The following is a 14,195-nucleotide window of genomic DNA, read 5'->3' as shown; positions in this document are numbered from 1 at the left end:
AAGCGGTGTATTTTAATCAAAGAGGCTCTTTATAAGATAGAAGCCTGCCTGTTTGAAGATCAAGTACCGCGCTGGCACTCCGTACATAGCCATTATCGAGTTCCGCATGCATCCGTATTCGCATTCCCTCCTCCGTTTCTTTAATCACCGCACGAACTTCCCCACTTGGGTAGTTCATTTGTTGGGTTGCTTCAATCAAGGGATCTTCCTGTACAACTTCAGAGAGCGCAAGCTGCAGAAGATTTTCAAGCTTCATTAAATACTCTTGTTCCTCGGTAAAGCGCAACTCACGTTCATACGTATACAGATGGAAAGAGAACATGCCACTGAGCAGAAAAAGAATGAACAGTACGAGCGGAAATATTCCTCCTCGCTCATTGGCCGCGAACATGTTGCACCGCCTTCCTGGCCGGCAGGAAGGTCCGTGTATACTCAGGGCCTTTTTCCATTTGCACGGTGCAGCGAACGTACTCGGTTTCCGTTGCACATTCGAAACGCTCTACCCCCTCAAGAACGGGGACATGTCCAGCACGATTTCGAAACCGCTGGATCGTTCCCGCGCGTCTGATCTCATAAGAGATGACAGAATCACTGGTTTCGTGCACTTGCAGCCCCTCCCCTCTCCAAACGACAAGCTCCGCCTCTTTCGCTTCTTTTGCAATGTGATTAAAGAACATCTGCACATCCTGCTGATGGACTTGCCCCGCCTGCAAGCTATGGGGTACCGCTTTTAACAACTGCGGGACAACCGCCACGATCAGAAAAAAGATCGCAAGCGCAACCAGCTGTTCAAGCAGCGTGAAGCCGCGTTCATCTGCTGCTCGCATAAAAGCAAATCTCATGGCTAGCTCCTCCCCGCCTTTCCCATGTCCCACAATAGGCGGTCAGGCCCTCTTGCTCTCGCTTATAGACACCTTCAACACCAGCAGGAGAACGTTGATTCGTATAATGGGAATGCACCGCTTCTTCAAGTTCCAGAAGCAGGGCTTGCTTTTCAGCGATCGCCGCTCGTTCTTCGTAAACAAGCACATACATCGGCAGGATGACCGATCCAATGACCCCCAGCAAGAGTAGGCTCATTAGCACTTCCATCAAAGCAAAGCCGTTAGAGTTCACGATACGTCACCCTCCCTTTGCCGATATGCAGTGTGTACGCATAACGCTTCCCGTGAACCGCCATTTCAAACGTGCCCGCGCGCTGAGGATGCCCGTTTGCTAAAAAGCCAATTTGCGCGATATCCATCGTTCGAGAGCTGAAGCTCATCCCTTCGTCAACATAGGGGATTTTTTCGAACGTTCGGCCATCCACAAAAATGAGCATGGCCTTTTCTGTTTGGCGAAATTGCACCCTCGCAGTCTTGCCTTGCGCCATCGCAACCTGCTGAGCGATAAGCAAGTCTTCACGGATTTTTCCGGCAATTTGCTTGGCTTCGTTGTTTTGGTGGAAGTTGGGAATTAAAAGAATAGGAAGTAAGATCATCATGGATAAGATGGTGAGAGAAAGGAGGAGTTCGACAAGGGTAAAGCCACGTTCGTTCATGAGGAGATGACGACTTCTTTACCGTTGAGTTGAAGAGTTTGACCGTTCGTACATGATGCGGTGTCTACGTATCCTTCTGTAACAAGCGTTTCTAAGTTTGCGGGAGGCGAACCTTGTTCAACTTCGTAGGCGACCACTTGCGTTTGCAAGAGTTTTTGCGTCGCCTCACAGCTTTTCCCGGCGGCTGTATCATTGTTTTTCGTCATATTCGGCAAAGCAATCAGCAACAAAATGGAAATAATCATCAACACGACTAGCATTTCAACAAGCGTGAAACCACGTTGGTTACGGAAAACCGTTTTCACTTTTAATCACCTCGGGGTAAGTTTTAGGGACGTATTGCGGGGACAAGGGACAAGCGATCCTCCCTTCGTATGTGGGTTCTTGCTATAATTAGACACGGAACGTGCGGTTTCCTGCTTCATCGACGAATATTTTTAGTTTTTTTGCGTCGCCGAGCATTTCATCTTTTGATATACTAGGCGACAAAGGTTGCTTTTTGAAAGGACTCCATTATGAGAAAATTACTGATCGCTCCGATTCGCTTTTACCAACGCTTTATTTCCCCATTAACCCCCCCTTCCTGCCGTTTTTACCCGACATGCTCCCATTACAGCATCGAGGCGATTCATCGATTTGGCCCGTTTAAGGGGAGCCTGCTTGCCATTCGGCGGATTTCAAAATGCCATCCCTTTCATCGCGGAGGGTTTGACCCTGTGCCTTGTAAGAACAGAAAAAAGCCTGAGTAGCTCAGGCTTTTTTGAACGTTATGAGCACACTTCCTCCGGCGCTTCTTTCCCCCTTGCGTATTGCATAGAAAAAAGGAGGCTACTCACCTCCTTTTTTTACCGACTGAACATTCCTGTTAACATCCCACTCTGCGGTGCAATTGGCTCAAAGCTTTTTCGATTAGCCAGGAATTCCGGTCTCGGCGATTGTCCAGAGAACGGTTGTACGAGTTTGTTTTCAACCGAGTTGAACACAAAGAACACGTTGCTGCGCGAATACGGAGATAAATTCCCGTTTGATCCGTGCATCGTATTGGACTCAAAAAACAATACCGAGCCAGCCGGACCGGTTGCACGGTCAATTTGACCATCCGCTTGTTCCGTCAACCAAGCAAGGCCTTCTTCATCAGGTGTACCTGCGACTTGCTGTTTTAGCGAGGATTTATAATTATCGGCAGGTGTTTCACCTGCACAAGAAACGTACCATTTATGAGAGCCAGGAATAAGCATCAACGGCCCGTTAAATTCATGGTTATCCGTAAGTATAATGGAGCAGCTGACGGCGCGCATATCCGGCATGCCGTCTTCCATATGCCATGTTTCAAAATCCGAATGCCAATAAAATTCTTTCCCTTTAAACCCTGGCTTGAAATTGATCCTTGATTGATTGATGTAGACCTGACTTCCAAGCAACTGCTCAGCAATTTTTATTAAACGCTCATTTTGCGCTAGACGCTGAAAAAATTGGCCATCCTTGTGAATTTCGAATACCGAACGAATTTCATTGCTCGTAGGCTCTTTAATGACATCTTCGCTTTCCCTGTGCTCATTCGCTTTCATGGTTTGAGAGAGTTCTGCTTTCATAAGCTCAACTTCTTCACTACTGAATACATTCTCAAGCATGATGTATCCTCTGTCTTCGTAGCTCTGAAGTTGGTCTTTCTTCAGTGGACCATCTGCACCACCTGGATATACGATCGGCGATTTCCTTTCAGAAATCTTCGCTTCGTCCCCTGTTCTTGATGGATACAAATCGTTCTGATAGTTCAAGTAAAACGCCTCCTATGAAATTGAAAGTTTCGTACACTTCATGTTGTACCCGCTTATTTCCTAATAAAACATCAATTTTGATATTTTTTTAGAAGTAAGCGGCGATAAATATTTCTTAATAGTATAACTTTTTTGGACAAATACCGATACGCGAAGACTAGTTGGTCATGAGCGAGAAATTCCCGCGATCTGACCCGCCGTTGGCTAACGCTTGCCAGGACGAAAAATCTCGACACTTCTACCTGCCGGAGCTAGACAAAAAAACAGCACATGAATGTTCTCATGCACTGCTTTTTTCATGCGGGTGAAGGGACTTGAACCCCCACGTCGTAAAGACACTAGATCCTAAATCTAGCGCGTCTGCCAATTCCGCCACACCCGCGCGTTCTTACTATTTTATAAAAATGGCGGAGAAGGAGGGATTTGAACCCTCGCGCCGTTCACACGACCTACACCCTTAGCAGGGGCGCCCCTTCAGCCACTTGGGTACTTCTCCATAAGGCTCGACCCACATTACGTAAGGGGANGTTCTTACTATTTTATAAAAATGGCGGAGAAGGAGGGATTTGAACCCTCGCGCCGTTCACACGACCTACACCCTTAGCAGGGGCGCCCCTTCAGCCACTTGGGTACTTCTCCATAAGGCTCGACCCACATTACGTAAGGGGATGGGCCTGAGTGGACTCGAACCACCGACCTCACGCTTATCAGGCGTGCGCTCTAACCAGCTGAGCTACAGGCCCCTACTTAAAGCGGGTGATGAGAATCGAACTCACATCATCAGCTTGGAAGGCTGAGGTTTTACCACTAAACTACACCCGCATATTAAAGATCATTCCAATGTAATTCGCCACGCCCACCATGCCTCTTCCTCTTCAAGCCTATTCACGGAAGCATCGCTCACGGCTGAGGGTTTACCACTAAACTACACACACATCTAATCAAAAGAGCGGAAGACGAGATTCGAACTCGCGACCCCCACCTTGGCAAGGTGGTGTTCTACCACTGAACTACTCCCGCAAAGTGACTGGGCTAGCTGGATTCGAACCAGCGCATGACGGAATCAAAATCCGTTGCCTTACCGCTTGGCTATAGCCCAACATTTATGTATGGCTACTATTACTACAAGTAAATTTGGTTGCGGGAGACGGATTTGAACCGCCGACCTTCGGGTTATGAGCCCGACGAGCTACCAGACTGCTCCATCCCGCGCTATTATAAATGAAATTTTCTAGTGCTTGCTTCCATTGAGCAAAGACTCTATCAGGATCGATTCGAGCTGAATCCATCGAAACAACTCGACGTTTTTTCGAAAGAAGTAACACTCGTTGCTCCATCTCGCTTTTATACAAATGGAATATGGCGGAGGAAGAGGGATTCGAACCCCCGCGCGGTTTAACCCGCCTGTCGGTTTTCAAGACCGATCCCTTCAGCCAGACTTGGGTATTCCTCCGTGTTGAATGTAAGATGTTGGACGTTGGGAAGTTTCTTTCTAACCTCCTACTTCCTACCTCTACCTTAGTATGGTGGAGCCTAGCGGGATCGAACCGCTGACCTCCTGCGTGCAAAGCAGGCGCTCTCCCAGCTGAGCTAAGGCCCCTTGTGTTTTTATGTACGTCTTAACAGCTTGTACAAAGCAACCGTTAGCGACATTTAATAATATAGCACAGGTTCTTAGGTGAGCGCAAGTGTTTTCCCTAAAAATTTTTGCTGCGTAAGAACCGTGCCCTTATTGTAGCCGTGATGGCAGGGCACGGTCAAGTACTTACCTAATCGAGCGCTCCGATCATTTCAAACATTGGCAGCATAACCGCTAAAAATAAGCCGAAAACAAACCCACCAATTAAAATCAAAAACACCGGCTGGAGCCACGTCAACCCCTTCTGCAATCCTTCATCCAGTTCCTGATAGAGGAGTTCGCTGTAGTGCTGCATGTCCGCTGCAAGATAGCCGGTTCGTGTGCCATTTTCAACGACAAAAGATAGCTCGGTTAAAAAATAGCTTTTTTTCTCAAGCAGTTCATGAAATGGCTCTCCTTTGGACAAATCGATTTTTAAGCGTGTCGCCTCGTCGCTAAAGAACTTGAGGTGGTTTTGCTTTTCAAAAACGTGCAGCGCTTGCTGCATCGACATGCCCGCATCGAGCAAACGGCCAAATTGAAGGGAAAAATAGTAGGTCAGCAGTCGTTTCGTTAGATGGTGGGTCGGTTTAAAAGCAAGCAGAAAAGCGACTTTTTCGTGGGGAGAACGAGGTTTCATCCTTCGCTGTACATAGAGAAAAACGAGTGCACCAAGCAAAAGGAGTGCGAACGCGACGTAGGGAAAATAAGACATTCCGTCTAAGAACAGGCCTGTTAAGAAGGGGGGTTCGCTGTTCATGGTTGAAAAAAGAGCCTGGAAATGTGGCACGATAAATTGATTCAGGACAATGATCACTAGCAAAGAGACCCAAATTAATAGCACCGGGTAACGCATTAGTTTTTGGATATTCTTTTTCGTTTGCTCACGCTTTTCGAATAATGCACCCGCTTGAATCAAGCCCCCAGCCACATTGCCTTGCTCCTCGTAAAAATAAACAAAAGAGAGAATCTCAGCTGGCAAGTGCAAGTGCTCTAGCCCTTCATGGACACGCTTCCCCAAACGCAAGTCTTTTTGCATCTCTGCAAGCCCCTGTTTGATTTCAGGCGAGACGTGGACACGTAGGAAAGACAGGGCAGCATCGGTTGTATAGCCTTGCATGAGCAAGCGTCCCAACCGAATGAGCATTCTCGCTCTTTCTGGGTTGTCCTTGACTCTTCTTTTAGCTTTCATATGGAGCCTCCTCGAGCATTTGCTTGCCAATATAGCCAAGCGCCCATGCTTTTCTAAGATGCGTTTTCATCCTTTGGTAGCTTGGACGCACTTCACGGGCAATCCCTTCTGCTAATGCGATTCCCCCCAAGGATTCAAAGACGCTCGCACGCTTGTGTCTGGTAAGACATTCGCCGTTCTCTTCCTCCTGACACACTTCACAAAGAATTGGCAGAAGCTGTTGGGAAATGACCAGCTTGCATGCTTCAAGCAAATCTGTTTTGGAGAGTCCGAATTCTCTTAAGCGAACAATCGCTCCGTAGGCGTCAGAGCTGTGCAAGGTAGAAATTACCAAATGACCACTCAACGACGCTCGTATCGCTAGCTGTGCGGTTTGCGCGTCGCGGATCTCTCCTACGACGATGACATCAGGGTCGTGGCGCAGTGCTGCTCGGAGGGCGACATCAAAGGTGACTCCTGCCCGTTCATTCGTTTCCACTTGAACGGCTCTTCCAATTGTACGTTCAATCGGGTCTTCAACGGTAACGATGGAGCGCTTTCCGGTTGAAAGAATTTCTTCAAGCATGGCATAAATGGTCGTTGTTTTTCCTGATCCCGTGGCCCCTGTAATAAGAACAAGGCCTTGAGTAAGGGTGGCGGCTGTAGAAAGGACTTTGCTTTGATAAGAAAGTAAGGGTAAATGAGACAAAGACTGAAGGGCATGCTGTGGAGAAATGCGAATGGTTAAGCTTTCGCGTGGCTTTGCGGGCAGAGTGGAAAGTCGTAGCGAGTAGGTTTTCTCTCGTAGTGGATAGACCATGGCTGTACTTTGTGGTTTCCTTCTTTCTCCGATATCCATCCCCGAGTGATATTTAAAATGGCTGATAAGACGATCGGCAAGCAGGGCATCCAACACTTTTACGTCTGTCAGAGACCCGGTCAATCGATAAAACACATGGTACCCATTGACGCCTGGCACAAAATGAATGTCGCTGGCTTCTTTTTGTATCGCTTCATTAAGCAAGTCACGGCTTGCCTGTTCAACATCAAACACAAGCTCCCACCTTTCTTTTTTAGAAGTACCTCACTATATTTCTCCCCCGCCTGAAAAAAATCCTTTATTTTTATGAATAACTTTATGCAAAATGAGCAAAGTAATAGCAGAGATGTTAGTGGGCCATAGCCAAGCGGTAAGGCAACGGACTTTGACTTCGTTATGCGTTGGTTCGAATCCAACTGGCCCAGTTTAACGCATGAACAACGAAGCGATGCTCACGCGAGCGTCGCTTCGTTGTTGTTGGACTCGTTTTTGGAGTGAATCTCTCCCCCTTTTAGGCCCAAAACATTGTCCTCTACCACAAGGCTAGCCGTTTGCTCTACCTCAAGCCAGCGAACAAACGAAAGGATCGCCGTGCGAAAGAGAGCATAGCGTCCGGGCTCTTCTACCTTAAGTCCTTGAAAAGTTAGGACGCGTGCAACGAGGTCACTTAGTGAGATAAAGTCCCTCCCAGAAACCTCTTTTTCCACCGCCACCTTGAGTGCTTCCTGTCGTTTCATGTTTACTTGAACCGTCTCTTGAAAGGTTTCTTCGTAATCGCCATGGCCGGGAAGAGCGCCTTTGATGTCGAGTTTAAGCAACTGTTCAAGTGTCTCATAGACTTGTTTGGCGTCGATTTGAAAAGGGATGACGTGCTTTTCTAAAGCTCGCCTGCCCAAGTAGGCATCCGCTGCGTACAGAATGCCATCAACTTCAAGTCCCACCTGGTTGTGGCTATGTCCGGGAAGCGCATGAATCACAACGTCGATTTCTCCAATTTTCTGCGCCCCCTCGCCGATGACACGATCGACCTTCACGCTCGGACCGAGCAAAAACTTCGATCGAAGGTCCTTCACCGGCTCGTTTCCTTGGAATAAGTATAGAGGTTCGAACAGTGGATAGGCTAACACCGCTTCCTCGAAAGCGGGTGCGTAGACAGAGGCCTCAGGATGCGCTTGTTGAATCGTTGGCGCCCCGCCAAAATGGTCCGTATGGGCGTGGGTAATCAACAGATGGGTTAGTGGGAGGCTTTCGGCCTCAAGCTGGCGAATGACTTTTTTGGCAATCTGCTTATCAAGGCCGGCGTCAATTAAAATCCCTGTATCCTCTCCCTTAATATAACCAATCGTAACGGCTCCGCTGAAATACCCCGCCCGCTCGTTGATCCATTGGAGTGCCATGAATTTCACCCTTTCGTTTTCTAGGAATCGTTTACCACTTCTACGAAATGCCTCTCCCCTCCTGCACATTTTTTTGCTACGATGGACAAAGACGATATCGAGCTTAAAAAGGAGCAACTGTCAATAACCCACGACTATAAGTCGCGGGCTTGAAAAAGTCCCTTATTGACTAGTCTAAGCTCAATGTGAGCTACGTTGGTTGGGTCATAACACCATAGAGTGCCAGCTCTAGCTCTATGCCACTGTTGCCAATCATTAAAAGTCCTGACGGGTAGGGACGGTGTGATTGGTGTCAAAAACCCTTCCAACATTGACGAAGAGCAGCTAACTCTATAAGAGGAGGACGTAACTTGAGAGTCTACGTCATTAATCAACGAAAAGAACCATTAATGCCAACAACCCCACAAAAGGCAAAGAAGTTGTTAAAACAAGGGAAAGCGAACGTTTACAAGCTTACCCCTTTCACCGTCCAGTTACAATACCCAACAGGGGAGAACAAACAAGACATTTCTCTTGGTGTCGATGCCGGTACGAAGAATATAGGATTGTCTGCGACAACCGAAGACAATGTGTTGTTCGAGGGAGAGGTGAAACTCCGAACGGATATTCAAGAGTTGTTAGCGACAAGACGCTCTGCACGATCTGTTAGAAGAAGCCGTAAAACTCGCTACCGCCAACCACGATTTCTTAATCGCAAGAAAGATCAAGGGTGGTTAGCTCCTTCTGTACAGAACAAGGTGAATATTCATTTAAAAGTCGTAAACCTCGTACACACCCTATTGCCAGTTAAAAACATAATTATTGAAGTGGCTCAGTTTGATACGCAAAAAATCAAGAATCCTTCTATTAGTGGTGACTTATATCAGAAAGGCGACCAGCTTGGGTTTTGGAATATACGCGAATATGTATTGTTCAGAGATCAGCATATCTGCCAATATTGCAAAGGGAAGAAGAAAGATAATATCTTAAATGTTCATCATATCGAGTCCAGACGGACAGGTGGAGACAGCCCAGACAATTTGCTCTGCCTATGCGAAACTTGCCATAAAGAAATTCATAGACAGGGCAAAGAGCATTTGTTCAAGCGTAAATCCGCAACGTTAAGAGATGCTTCTCAGATGACGGCTATGCGGTGGTTTATCTATAACAAAGGCAAAGAAATATACCCACACCTTAGATGGACATATGGATTCCAAACAAAGAGTACACGGATTATGAGTGGTTTAGAAAAAGACCATGCCGTTGATGCCCGTTGTATTAGTGGAAACCCTCTAGCAAAAGTAAGCAGAAACTCTTATCTATTCAAGCAGGTGAGAGAAAACAATCGCCAACTTCATAAATTTACGATCAATAAGGGGGGAACTCGTAAAAGCAATAAAGCAGAGACGTACGTCAAAGGCTTTCAAATTTTCGACAGGGTACTTTTTGGCGGCAAAGAATGTTTTGTTTTCGGAAGAAGAAAGTCCGGATACTTTGATTTAAGAACACTAGAAGGCGAATCAATTCATAAAAGCGCTAGTTTTAAGAAGTTACATGTGGTCGAGAAGGCCAATACGTTGTTAGTACAACTCAGAATAAGGAGAAAGGAAGTGAAAGCCGCCGACTCCTCGCATGACTGAAGTCACGAGTCTCCGGCAGCCAACACCTATGAAGACTGCACTTTATCAAAACCACCCGGTGCACTTGCCGACCTATGGTCGGGACAAGTGGCACAAGCTATATACCGCGAGCAAACATGGACAAGTTACCTGTCCTCACTGTGGGAAACCTCTGAAAATGTTGCTTTCCATTTATCATGAACCAGCGTTCATTCACCCGTCCACGACTCTATCCTGTGACAAGGAGGTAGCGGCCATGGAGGAGCAGATCATAACGAGTAAAAAGGAAGTAGCAGCAACAACGGTTCACGGCTTTAAACTACCGACGCGGCGTGGAATCGAGGGCGGTGAACACCAAGAGGTGAGCTGGCACAAACCTGAGAGGATCGAGGACCTCCCTGCCTTCAAAAATCGGGCGCAAACACAGGTTCAACCTTCAAGCGACTCATACCGGCAAAGGCTTGCCGATGCGAACACATTTCTAGATGATGCTCAATGGGAAGCAGTGCAGACAACAGAGGGCCCGCTCCTCGTTCTTGCCGGAGCAGGCAGTGGGAAAACGCGGGTGCTTACAAGTCGGGCCGCTTTTATGCTTGCAGAAAAAGCCATTCCCGCTTCTAAAATGGTGCTTGTTACCTTCACAGCGAAAGCTGCCAGAGAGTTGAAAGAGCGCATGCGCCATTACCCGGGGCTCGATTCCCAAGATGTCTCTCGGCTGGTGATCAGCACCTTTCACTCCCTGTTTTACAAAATGTTGATGCATCACGAACCTGACCGTTGGCACTCCACACGCCTTTTGAAAGCCGATTGGCAACGGCTTCAGCTTGTCAAAGAAGCGGGTCGGGAAATTGATTTAGAGGAGAAGGAATTTGCCTTTGATCAGGCGCTCACTCAAATTAGCTGGTGGAAAAATCACCTTCTTTCCCCCAAAAAGGTCAAGCCGAAGGACATTTTTGAAGAACGAAGCTCTTATCTCTACAAACGCTATGAGGAGATGCGTCTTGCGAATGGATCGTTTGATTTTGATGACATGCTTACAGGCTGCTATGACATGCTCAAGTCAAACGAAGAGCTCCTCAAACGGTACCAGGAACGCTTTGCTTATATGGCGATTGATGAGTTTCAGGATATTAACAAGATTCAATTTCAGCTTGTTCAGCTACTCGCCCATCCCCAGCAAAACATGTGCGTCGTCGGGGACGATGATCAGTCGATTTACGGCTTTCGTGGCAGTGACCCAAGCTATATTCGTTCCTTTCGCGCCTCCTATCCTAAGGCAAAAACGGTCGTCTTAAACGAAAATTACCGTTCAAGTCATGAGGTCGTCGCAAGCGCCAACCGTGTCGTACGCACAAACAAAAAACGACTCAGCAAAGAATTACGGGCGCAGCATTCATCCAAGCTCTCGCCAACTCTCTTTTACCCCTACGATGAAGAAGAGGAGGCGACGATGATTGTCTCTGACTTGAAAGAAAGGTTGGAAAGGGGAGAGACGCCTGCGGATTTCGCAATTCTCTACCGAACAAATGTAGCCGCGCGTGCGGTCGTGGAGCGACTGACAGATTCCTCCATTCCTTTCACGGTCGACAGTGACTTTGCCAGTTTTTATGAACGAAAAATGATTCGAGCAGCGCTCTCGTTTTTGCGCATTGCTTTTAATGAGGAGAAAAGCGAGGTCATGAGCGACCTGTTATCCGCGCTTTTTATTAAACGAGACCGCGTTCGAGACGTTCAGATGATTCAGCTCCAGGCTGGTTCAACGTTGCTAGAAGCACTGCCAAAGCTTGAAGGGCTGCCCGCCTTTCAAAAGAAGAAACTGCAAGGCCTTCCTGCCGAGTGCCGTAAGCTTCGTCATGCTCACCCGGAAGCAGCACTTACAACGATTGAACAAAAGCTTGGTTTGAAGGATTACGTCAAAAAGCAGGGACAGGAAGGCAACAAGATGGAAAAAGGAAGCGATGATTTGCGGCACCTGAAAGTGATCGCCCGGCAGTTTGATTCTGTCGAAGCCTTCATCGCCCACGTCGACCATATGATCGCCAAACATCAGGAAAAACGCGAGGAGCCTGTCAACGAAAATGGTGTGCAGCTTATGACGATCCACCGGGCGAAAGGCCTCGAGTACAAGCACGTCTATATCATCGGTGGCGTTGAAGGTTCCCTCCCCCACGATTATGCACTGGATGCCTGGCGCGAGGGCGATGACGGGCCCCTTGAAGAGGAGCGCCGGCTCATGTATGTCGCAATGACACGCGCGAGAGAAGAGCTCGCGATTTCCGTTCCTTTCTTTTATCGAGGGAAAAAGACGCAGCCCTCGCGCTTTGTCCGGGAAATGAAACGAAAAGAGCGTACGCAAATGGCCTCTACTTAGGGAAAGCAGGCGGGTTGTTCAGGAGCGAGAATTTTGGAGACCCGATAAAAGATATCCCGCCTTTGGATTTCGTTATCGGGGCGAAAAATCCCGCACTCCTACCCGTCAGAGCTAGACAAGAAAAGCGCAGGCGGGTTGTTCAGGAGCGAGAATTTTTGAGACCCGATAAAAGATATCCCACCTTTGGATTTCGTTATCGGGGCGAAAAATCTCGAAGCTCCTACCCGCCGGAGCTAGACAAAAAACCCGTCTGTTCATCCATCTTTGGAACAGACAGGCCCCTCTTTCTCCCTCCAATGAGTATATTTTTCTGCTCACACGCCATTTTAAGTATAAAGTCCTAAACAAAGGTGTGAACGTCATGGCAAATGTTTTTGAAGTTTTAAGAGACTATGTGAAAACAACGATGGACAACGAACCAAAGAACCCTCCCCATATTGGCGAGGCCTACGGGTGCTGGCTGTATTTCTCAACATTGGCAGAAGAACTTCCAATTTTGGAAACTGCTTTAAACACAACCATGGATGACGAATTAATACAACTAACGGAGGAGGCAAAGAAATTAGGCGAATCGCAATTGAAGCGCGTGGAGACTTTCATGTTGAAAGAAGGCATCCCGTTATCTCGTTCTTCGGAGCACAAGCCACCTTCTGATCCGAATAGCGTGCCTCTTGGCGTAAAAACGACGGATTATGAAATTGCCAATGTGATATCAGTCAAAGTGGCCACCAATATTACGATGTGTGCCACGAATTTGAGCCAATCCATCAGAAGTGACATTGGCTTAATGTGGACAGAATTGCAATCGGAAAAGGCGATGTACGGCATGAAGTTAAAAACCGCTATGCGGAAGCGCGGGTGGATTAAAGTTCCACCGTATTATTCTCCGCCAGGATTACCGAAAAGCAATTAACAATGCGGTTTTCAGTCAAAAAAGATTGCTTAAGCCAACAAGGGCTTTAAGCAATCTTAAATGTCTAGGGTTAAATCCAGGATTTCCTCATGCATGGTTAACAAGGGATATTTTTCATTCAGATAACAGCTGTTGTCAGCTCTTGCTTCCTCCCTTCGCCGCGATTAAATCCTCAAACCCACAACCGAATTTAGAGTCATGAATTGCATGGTTTTCATACTCACGTTCGGAATTAATGTGCAGTCATCTCATGTACAATCTCATGGTCATCCATTTCAAATGGGTAATAAGTAGGCCAGTTAGTGACTTCATCTAACAATTCTTCACGATCGTCCCCCCAGTAAAGGTGAAAATGGTGCGATTCAGTCGGGAAGATATGATGGTCACTAAATTGAATGTATTGAGGTAGCTTTTCCATAACTTCGCCTTCAGCTAATTTAAAACTATACCTGGCTCCTTTATTTCCAGCATCATACGTTAAAATTTCATAACCGTCATAAACGTACTCCCCCGTATACTCTTCTTCATCTTGGAAGAAAGTGACATGATTCTCTTCAATGACAATACGGTCAACGTCTGTTTCATACCCTACTTCATAGTAGTCCTTATATTCTTCAGCCGTCATGTCGCTACCTTCTTCACCTGCTTTATGAACAAAAACTTCATCTAATGTTCCCTCTTGTAAATAAGGATAAACGGATTGCCAATCTCCACTCCAATCAGAAAGTGTGCGATCCTTCACTTCACTATCTTCAAAATGTCCCTCATAAATTCTTTGGCTCTCCTCATCATGATCGTGACTATGATCATCATGAGTACCCTCGCTTTCCTCTGTACTACTAGTTGATGTTTGCTCATCTCCTCCAGATTCAAGAGAATCCTCTTCTATACCTGCGGCTTGACACGCTGCTAGTAGTGAACTAATTGCTAAAATGCTTACTCCTCTTTGAACAGAACCTTTCATTTACAACACTCCTTTATAAATCGTA

Annotated in this window: 14 protein-coding genes and 11 tRNA genes; 5 read left to right on the top strand and 20 right to left on the bottom strand. The window is 46.9% G+C overall.

The annotated features are described in order from the left end of the window. Window positions 1-16: 16 nt before the first annotated feature. From comGG to comGC, 5 genes are read right to left on the bottom strand one after another with little or no spacing between them, the layout of a single operon-like run. Window positions 17-391, bottom strand: coding sequence for a competence type IV pilus minor pilin ComGG (comGG, locus tag AVZ68_RS04050; RefSeq protein WP_059103250.1), 375 nt, complete (start codon window positions 389-391; stop codon window positions 17-19). Further along, a complete protein-coding gene (comGF, locus tag AVZ68_RS04045) occupies window positions 375-842 on the bottom strand; it encodes a competence type IV pilus minor pilin ComGF (RefSeq protein WP_059103249.1) in 468 nt (155 codons plus the stop codon). Before comGF ends, comGG begins: the two co-directional genes overlap by 17 nt. Then, window positions 811-1,116, bottom strand: a complete 306-nt coding sequence (locus AVZ68_RS04040; RefSeq protein WP_059103248.1) for a type II secretion system protein — start codon at window positions 1,114-1,116, stop codon at window positions 811-813. The genes comGF and AVZ68_RS04040 overlap by 32 nt, the downstream gene beginning before the upstream one ends. Further along, the gene (comGD, locus tag AVZ68_RS04035) at window positions 1,106-1,540 is read right to left on the bottom strand and encodes a competence type IV pilus minor pilin ComGD (protein ID WP_059103247.1); all 435 of its coding nucleotides are present in this window, start codon (window positions 1,538-1,540) and stop codon (window positions 1,106-1,108) included. The genes AVZ68_RS04040 and comGD overlap by 11 nt, the downstream gene beginning before the upstream one ends. Further along, window positions 1,537-1,845, bottom strand: coding sequence for a competence type IV pilus major pilin ComGC (gene comGC, locus AVZ68_RS04030; protein WP_082676296.1), 309 nt, complete (start codon window positions 1,843-1,845; stop codon window positions 1,537-1,539). The genes comGD and comGC overlap by 4 nt, the downstream gene beginning before the upstream one ends. 210 nt (window positions 1,846-2,055) lie before the next feature. On the opposite strand from comGC, the gene yidD reads away from it, so the two are divergent. After that, window positions 2,056-2,289 carry a membrane protein insertion efficiency factor YidD gene (yidD, locus tag AVZ68_RS19655; RefSeq protein WP_082676295.1) on the top strand — a complete coding sequence of 78 codons (234 nt, stop codon included), beginning with the start codon at window positions 2,056-2,058 and terminating at the stop codon, window positions 2,287-2,289. A 96-nt stretch (window positions 2,290-2,385) separates the two neighbouring features. Here yidD and thpD read toward each other — a convergent pair whose 3' ends face one another. The 13 genes from thpD to comGA all read right to left on the bottom strand — a co-directional run bounded on the left by thpD (window position 2,386) and on the right by comGA (window position 7,161). Then, on the bottom strand, window positions 2,386-3,318 hold the full coding sequence (thpD, locus tag AVZ68_RS04025) for an ectoine hydroxylase (RefSeq protein WP_059103246.1): 933 nt from the start codon (window positions 3,316-3,318) through the stop codon (window positions 2,386-2,388). Between the two features lie 299 nt (window positions 3,319-3,617). Continuing rightward, window positions 3,618-3,700, bottom strand: a tRNA-Leu gene (locus AVZ68_RS04020). Between the two features lie 23 nt (window positions 3,701-3,723). Beyond that, window positions 3,724-3,814 (bottom strand) — tRNA-Ser (locus AVZ68_RS04015). A gap of 52 nt (window positions 3,815-3,866) precedes the next feature. Further along, window positions 3,867-3,957, bottom strand: a tRNA-Ser gene (locus AVZ68_RS04010). 30 nt (window positions 3,958-3,987) lie between these two features. Then, window positions 3,988-4,061, bottom strand: a tRNA-Ile gene (locus AVZ68_RS04005). An 8-nt stretch (window positions 4,062-4,069) separates the two neighbouring features. Next, window positions 4,070-4,140 (bottom strand) — tRNA-Gly (locus tag AVZ68_RS04000). Window positions 4,141-4,266: 126 nt separating this feature from the next. Continuing rightward, window positions 4,267-4,338 (bottom strand) — tRNA-Gly (locus tag AVZ68_RS03995). 7 nt (window positions 4,339-4,345) lie between these two features. Next, a tRNA-Gln gene (locus tag AVZ68_RS03990) sits at window positions 4,346-4,417 on the bottom strand. 36 nt (window positions 4,418-4,453) lie between these two features. Then, window positions 4,454-4,530, bottom strand: a tRNA-Met gene (locus AVZ68_RS03985). A 148-nt stretch (window positions 4,531-4,678) separates the two neighbouring features. Further along, a tRNA-Ser gene (locus AVZ68_RS03980) sits at window positions 4,679-4,771 on the bottom strand. 71 nt (window positions 4,772-4,842) lie between these two features. Next, window positions 4,843-4,918, bottom strand: a tRNA-Ala gene (locus AVZ68_RS03975). Between the two features lie 169 nt (window positions 4,919-5,087). Beyond that, window positions 5,088-6,128 carry a competence type IV pilus assembly protein ComGB gene (gene comGB, locus AVZ68_RS03970; RefSeq protein WP_059103245.1) on the bottom strand — a complete coding sequence of 347 codons (1,041 nt, stop codon included), beginning with the start codon at window positions 6,126-6,128 and terminating at the stop codon, window positions 5,088-5,090. Then, complete coding sequence (gene comGA / locus AVZ68_RS03965) at window positions 6,118-7,161, bottom strand: competence type IV pilus ATPase ComGA (RefSeq protein WP_059103244.1); 1,044 nt, start codon at window positions 7,159-7,161, stop codon at window positions 6,118-6,120. Before comGA ends, comGB begins: the two co-directional genes overlap by 11 nt. A 119-nt stretch (window positions 7,162-7,280) precedes the next feature. Here comGA and AVZ68_RS03960 point away from each other — a divergent pair. Then, window positions 7,281-7,352 (top strand) — tRNA-Gln (locus AVZ68_RS03960). 27 nt (window positions 7,353-7,379) lie between these two features. Here AVZ68_RS03960 and AVZ68_RS03955 read toward each other — a convergent pair. Continuing rightward, entirely contained in the window at window positions 7,380-8,324 is a 945-nt protein-coding gene (locus AVZ68_RS03955) for an MBL fold metallo-hydrolase (protein WP_059103243.1), read from the bottom strand. Between the two features lie 350 nt (window positions 8,325-8,674). Here AVZ68_RS03955 and iscB point away from each other — a divergent pair, with 350 nt between their 5' ends. From iscB to AVZ68_RS03940, 3 genes are all read left to right on the top strand, one after another. Further along, window positions 8,675-9,943 carry an RNA-guided endonuclease IscB gene (gene iscB / locus AVZ68_RS03950; RefSeq protein ID WP_059103242.1) on the top strand — a complete coding sequence of 423 codons (1,269 nt, stop codon included), beginning with the start codon at window positions 8,675-8,677 and terminating at the stop codon, window positions 9,941-9,943. A 235-nt stretch (window positions 9,944-10,178) separates the two neighbouring features. Continuing rightward, the gene (locus tag AVZ68_RS03945; protein ID WP_367576325.1) at window positions 10,179-12,293 is read left to right on the top strand and encodes an ATP-dependent helicase; all 2,115 of its coding nucleotides are present in this window, start codon (window positions 10,179-10,181) and stop codon (window positions 12,291-12,293) included. Between the two features lie 361 nt (window positions 12,294-12,654). Next, window positions 12,655-13,206, top strand: coding sequence for a DUF3231 family protein (locus AVZ68_RS03940; RefSeq protein WP_059103241.1), 552 nt, complete (start codon window positions 12,655-12,657; stop codon window positions 13,204-13,206). A gap of 232 nt (window positions 13,207-13,438) precedes the next feature. On the opposite strand, the gene AVZ68_RS03935 is transcribed toward AVZ68_RS03940, so the two are convergent. Beyond that, on the bottom strand, window positions 13,439-14,170 hold the full coding sequence (locus tag AVZ68_RS03935) for a metal-binding protein ZinT (protein WP_059103240.1): 732 nt from the start codon (window positions 14,168-14,170) through the stop codon (window positions 13,439-13,441). Window positions 14,171-14,195 lie beyond the last annotated feature (25 nt).

The sequence above is a fragment of the Shouchella shacheensis genome (assembly GCF_001484965.1).
Taxonomy (GTDB): domain Bacteria; phylum Bacillota; class Bacilli; order Bacillales; family Bacillaceae_D; genus Shouchella; species Shouchella shacheensis.
The sequence above is the reverse complement of the archived record's forward strand: the minus strand, read 5'-3'. Positions and strand labels throughout refer to the sequence as shown.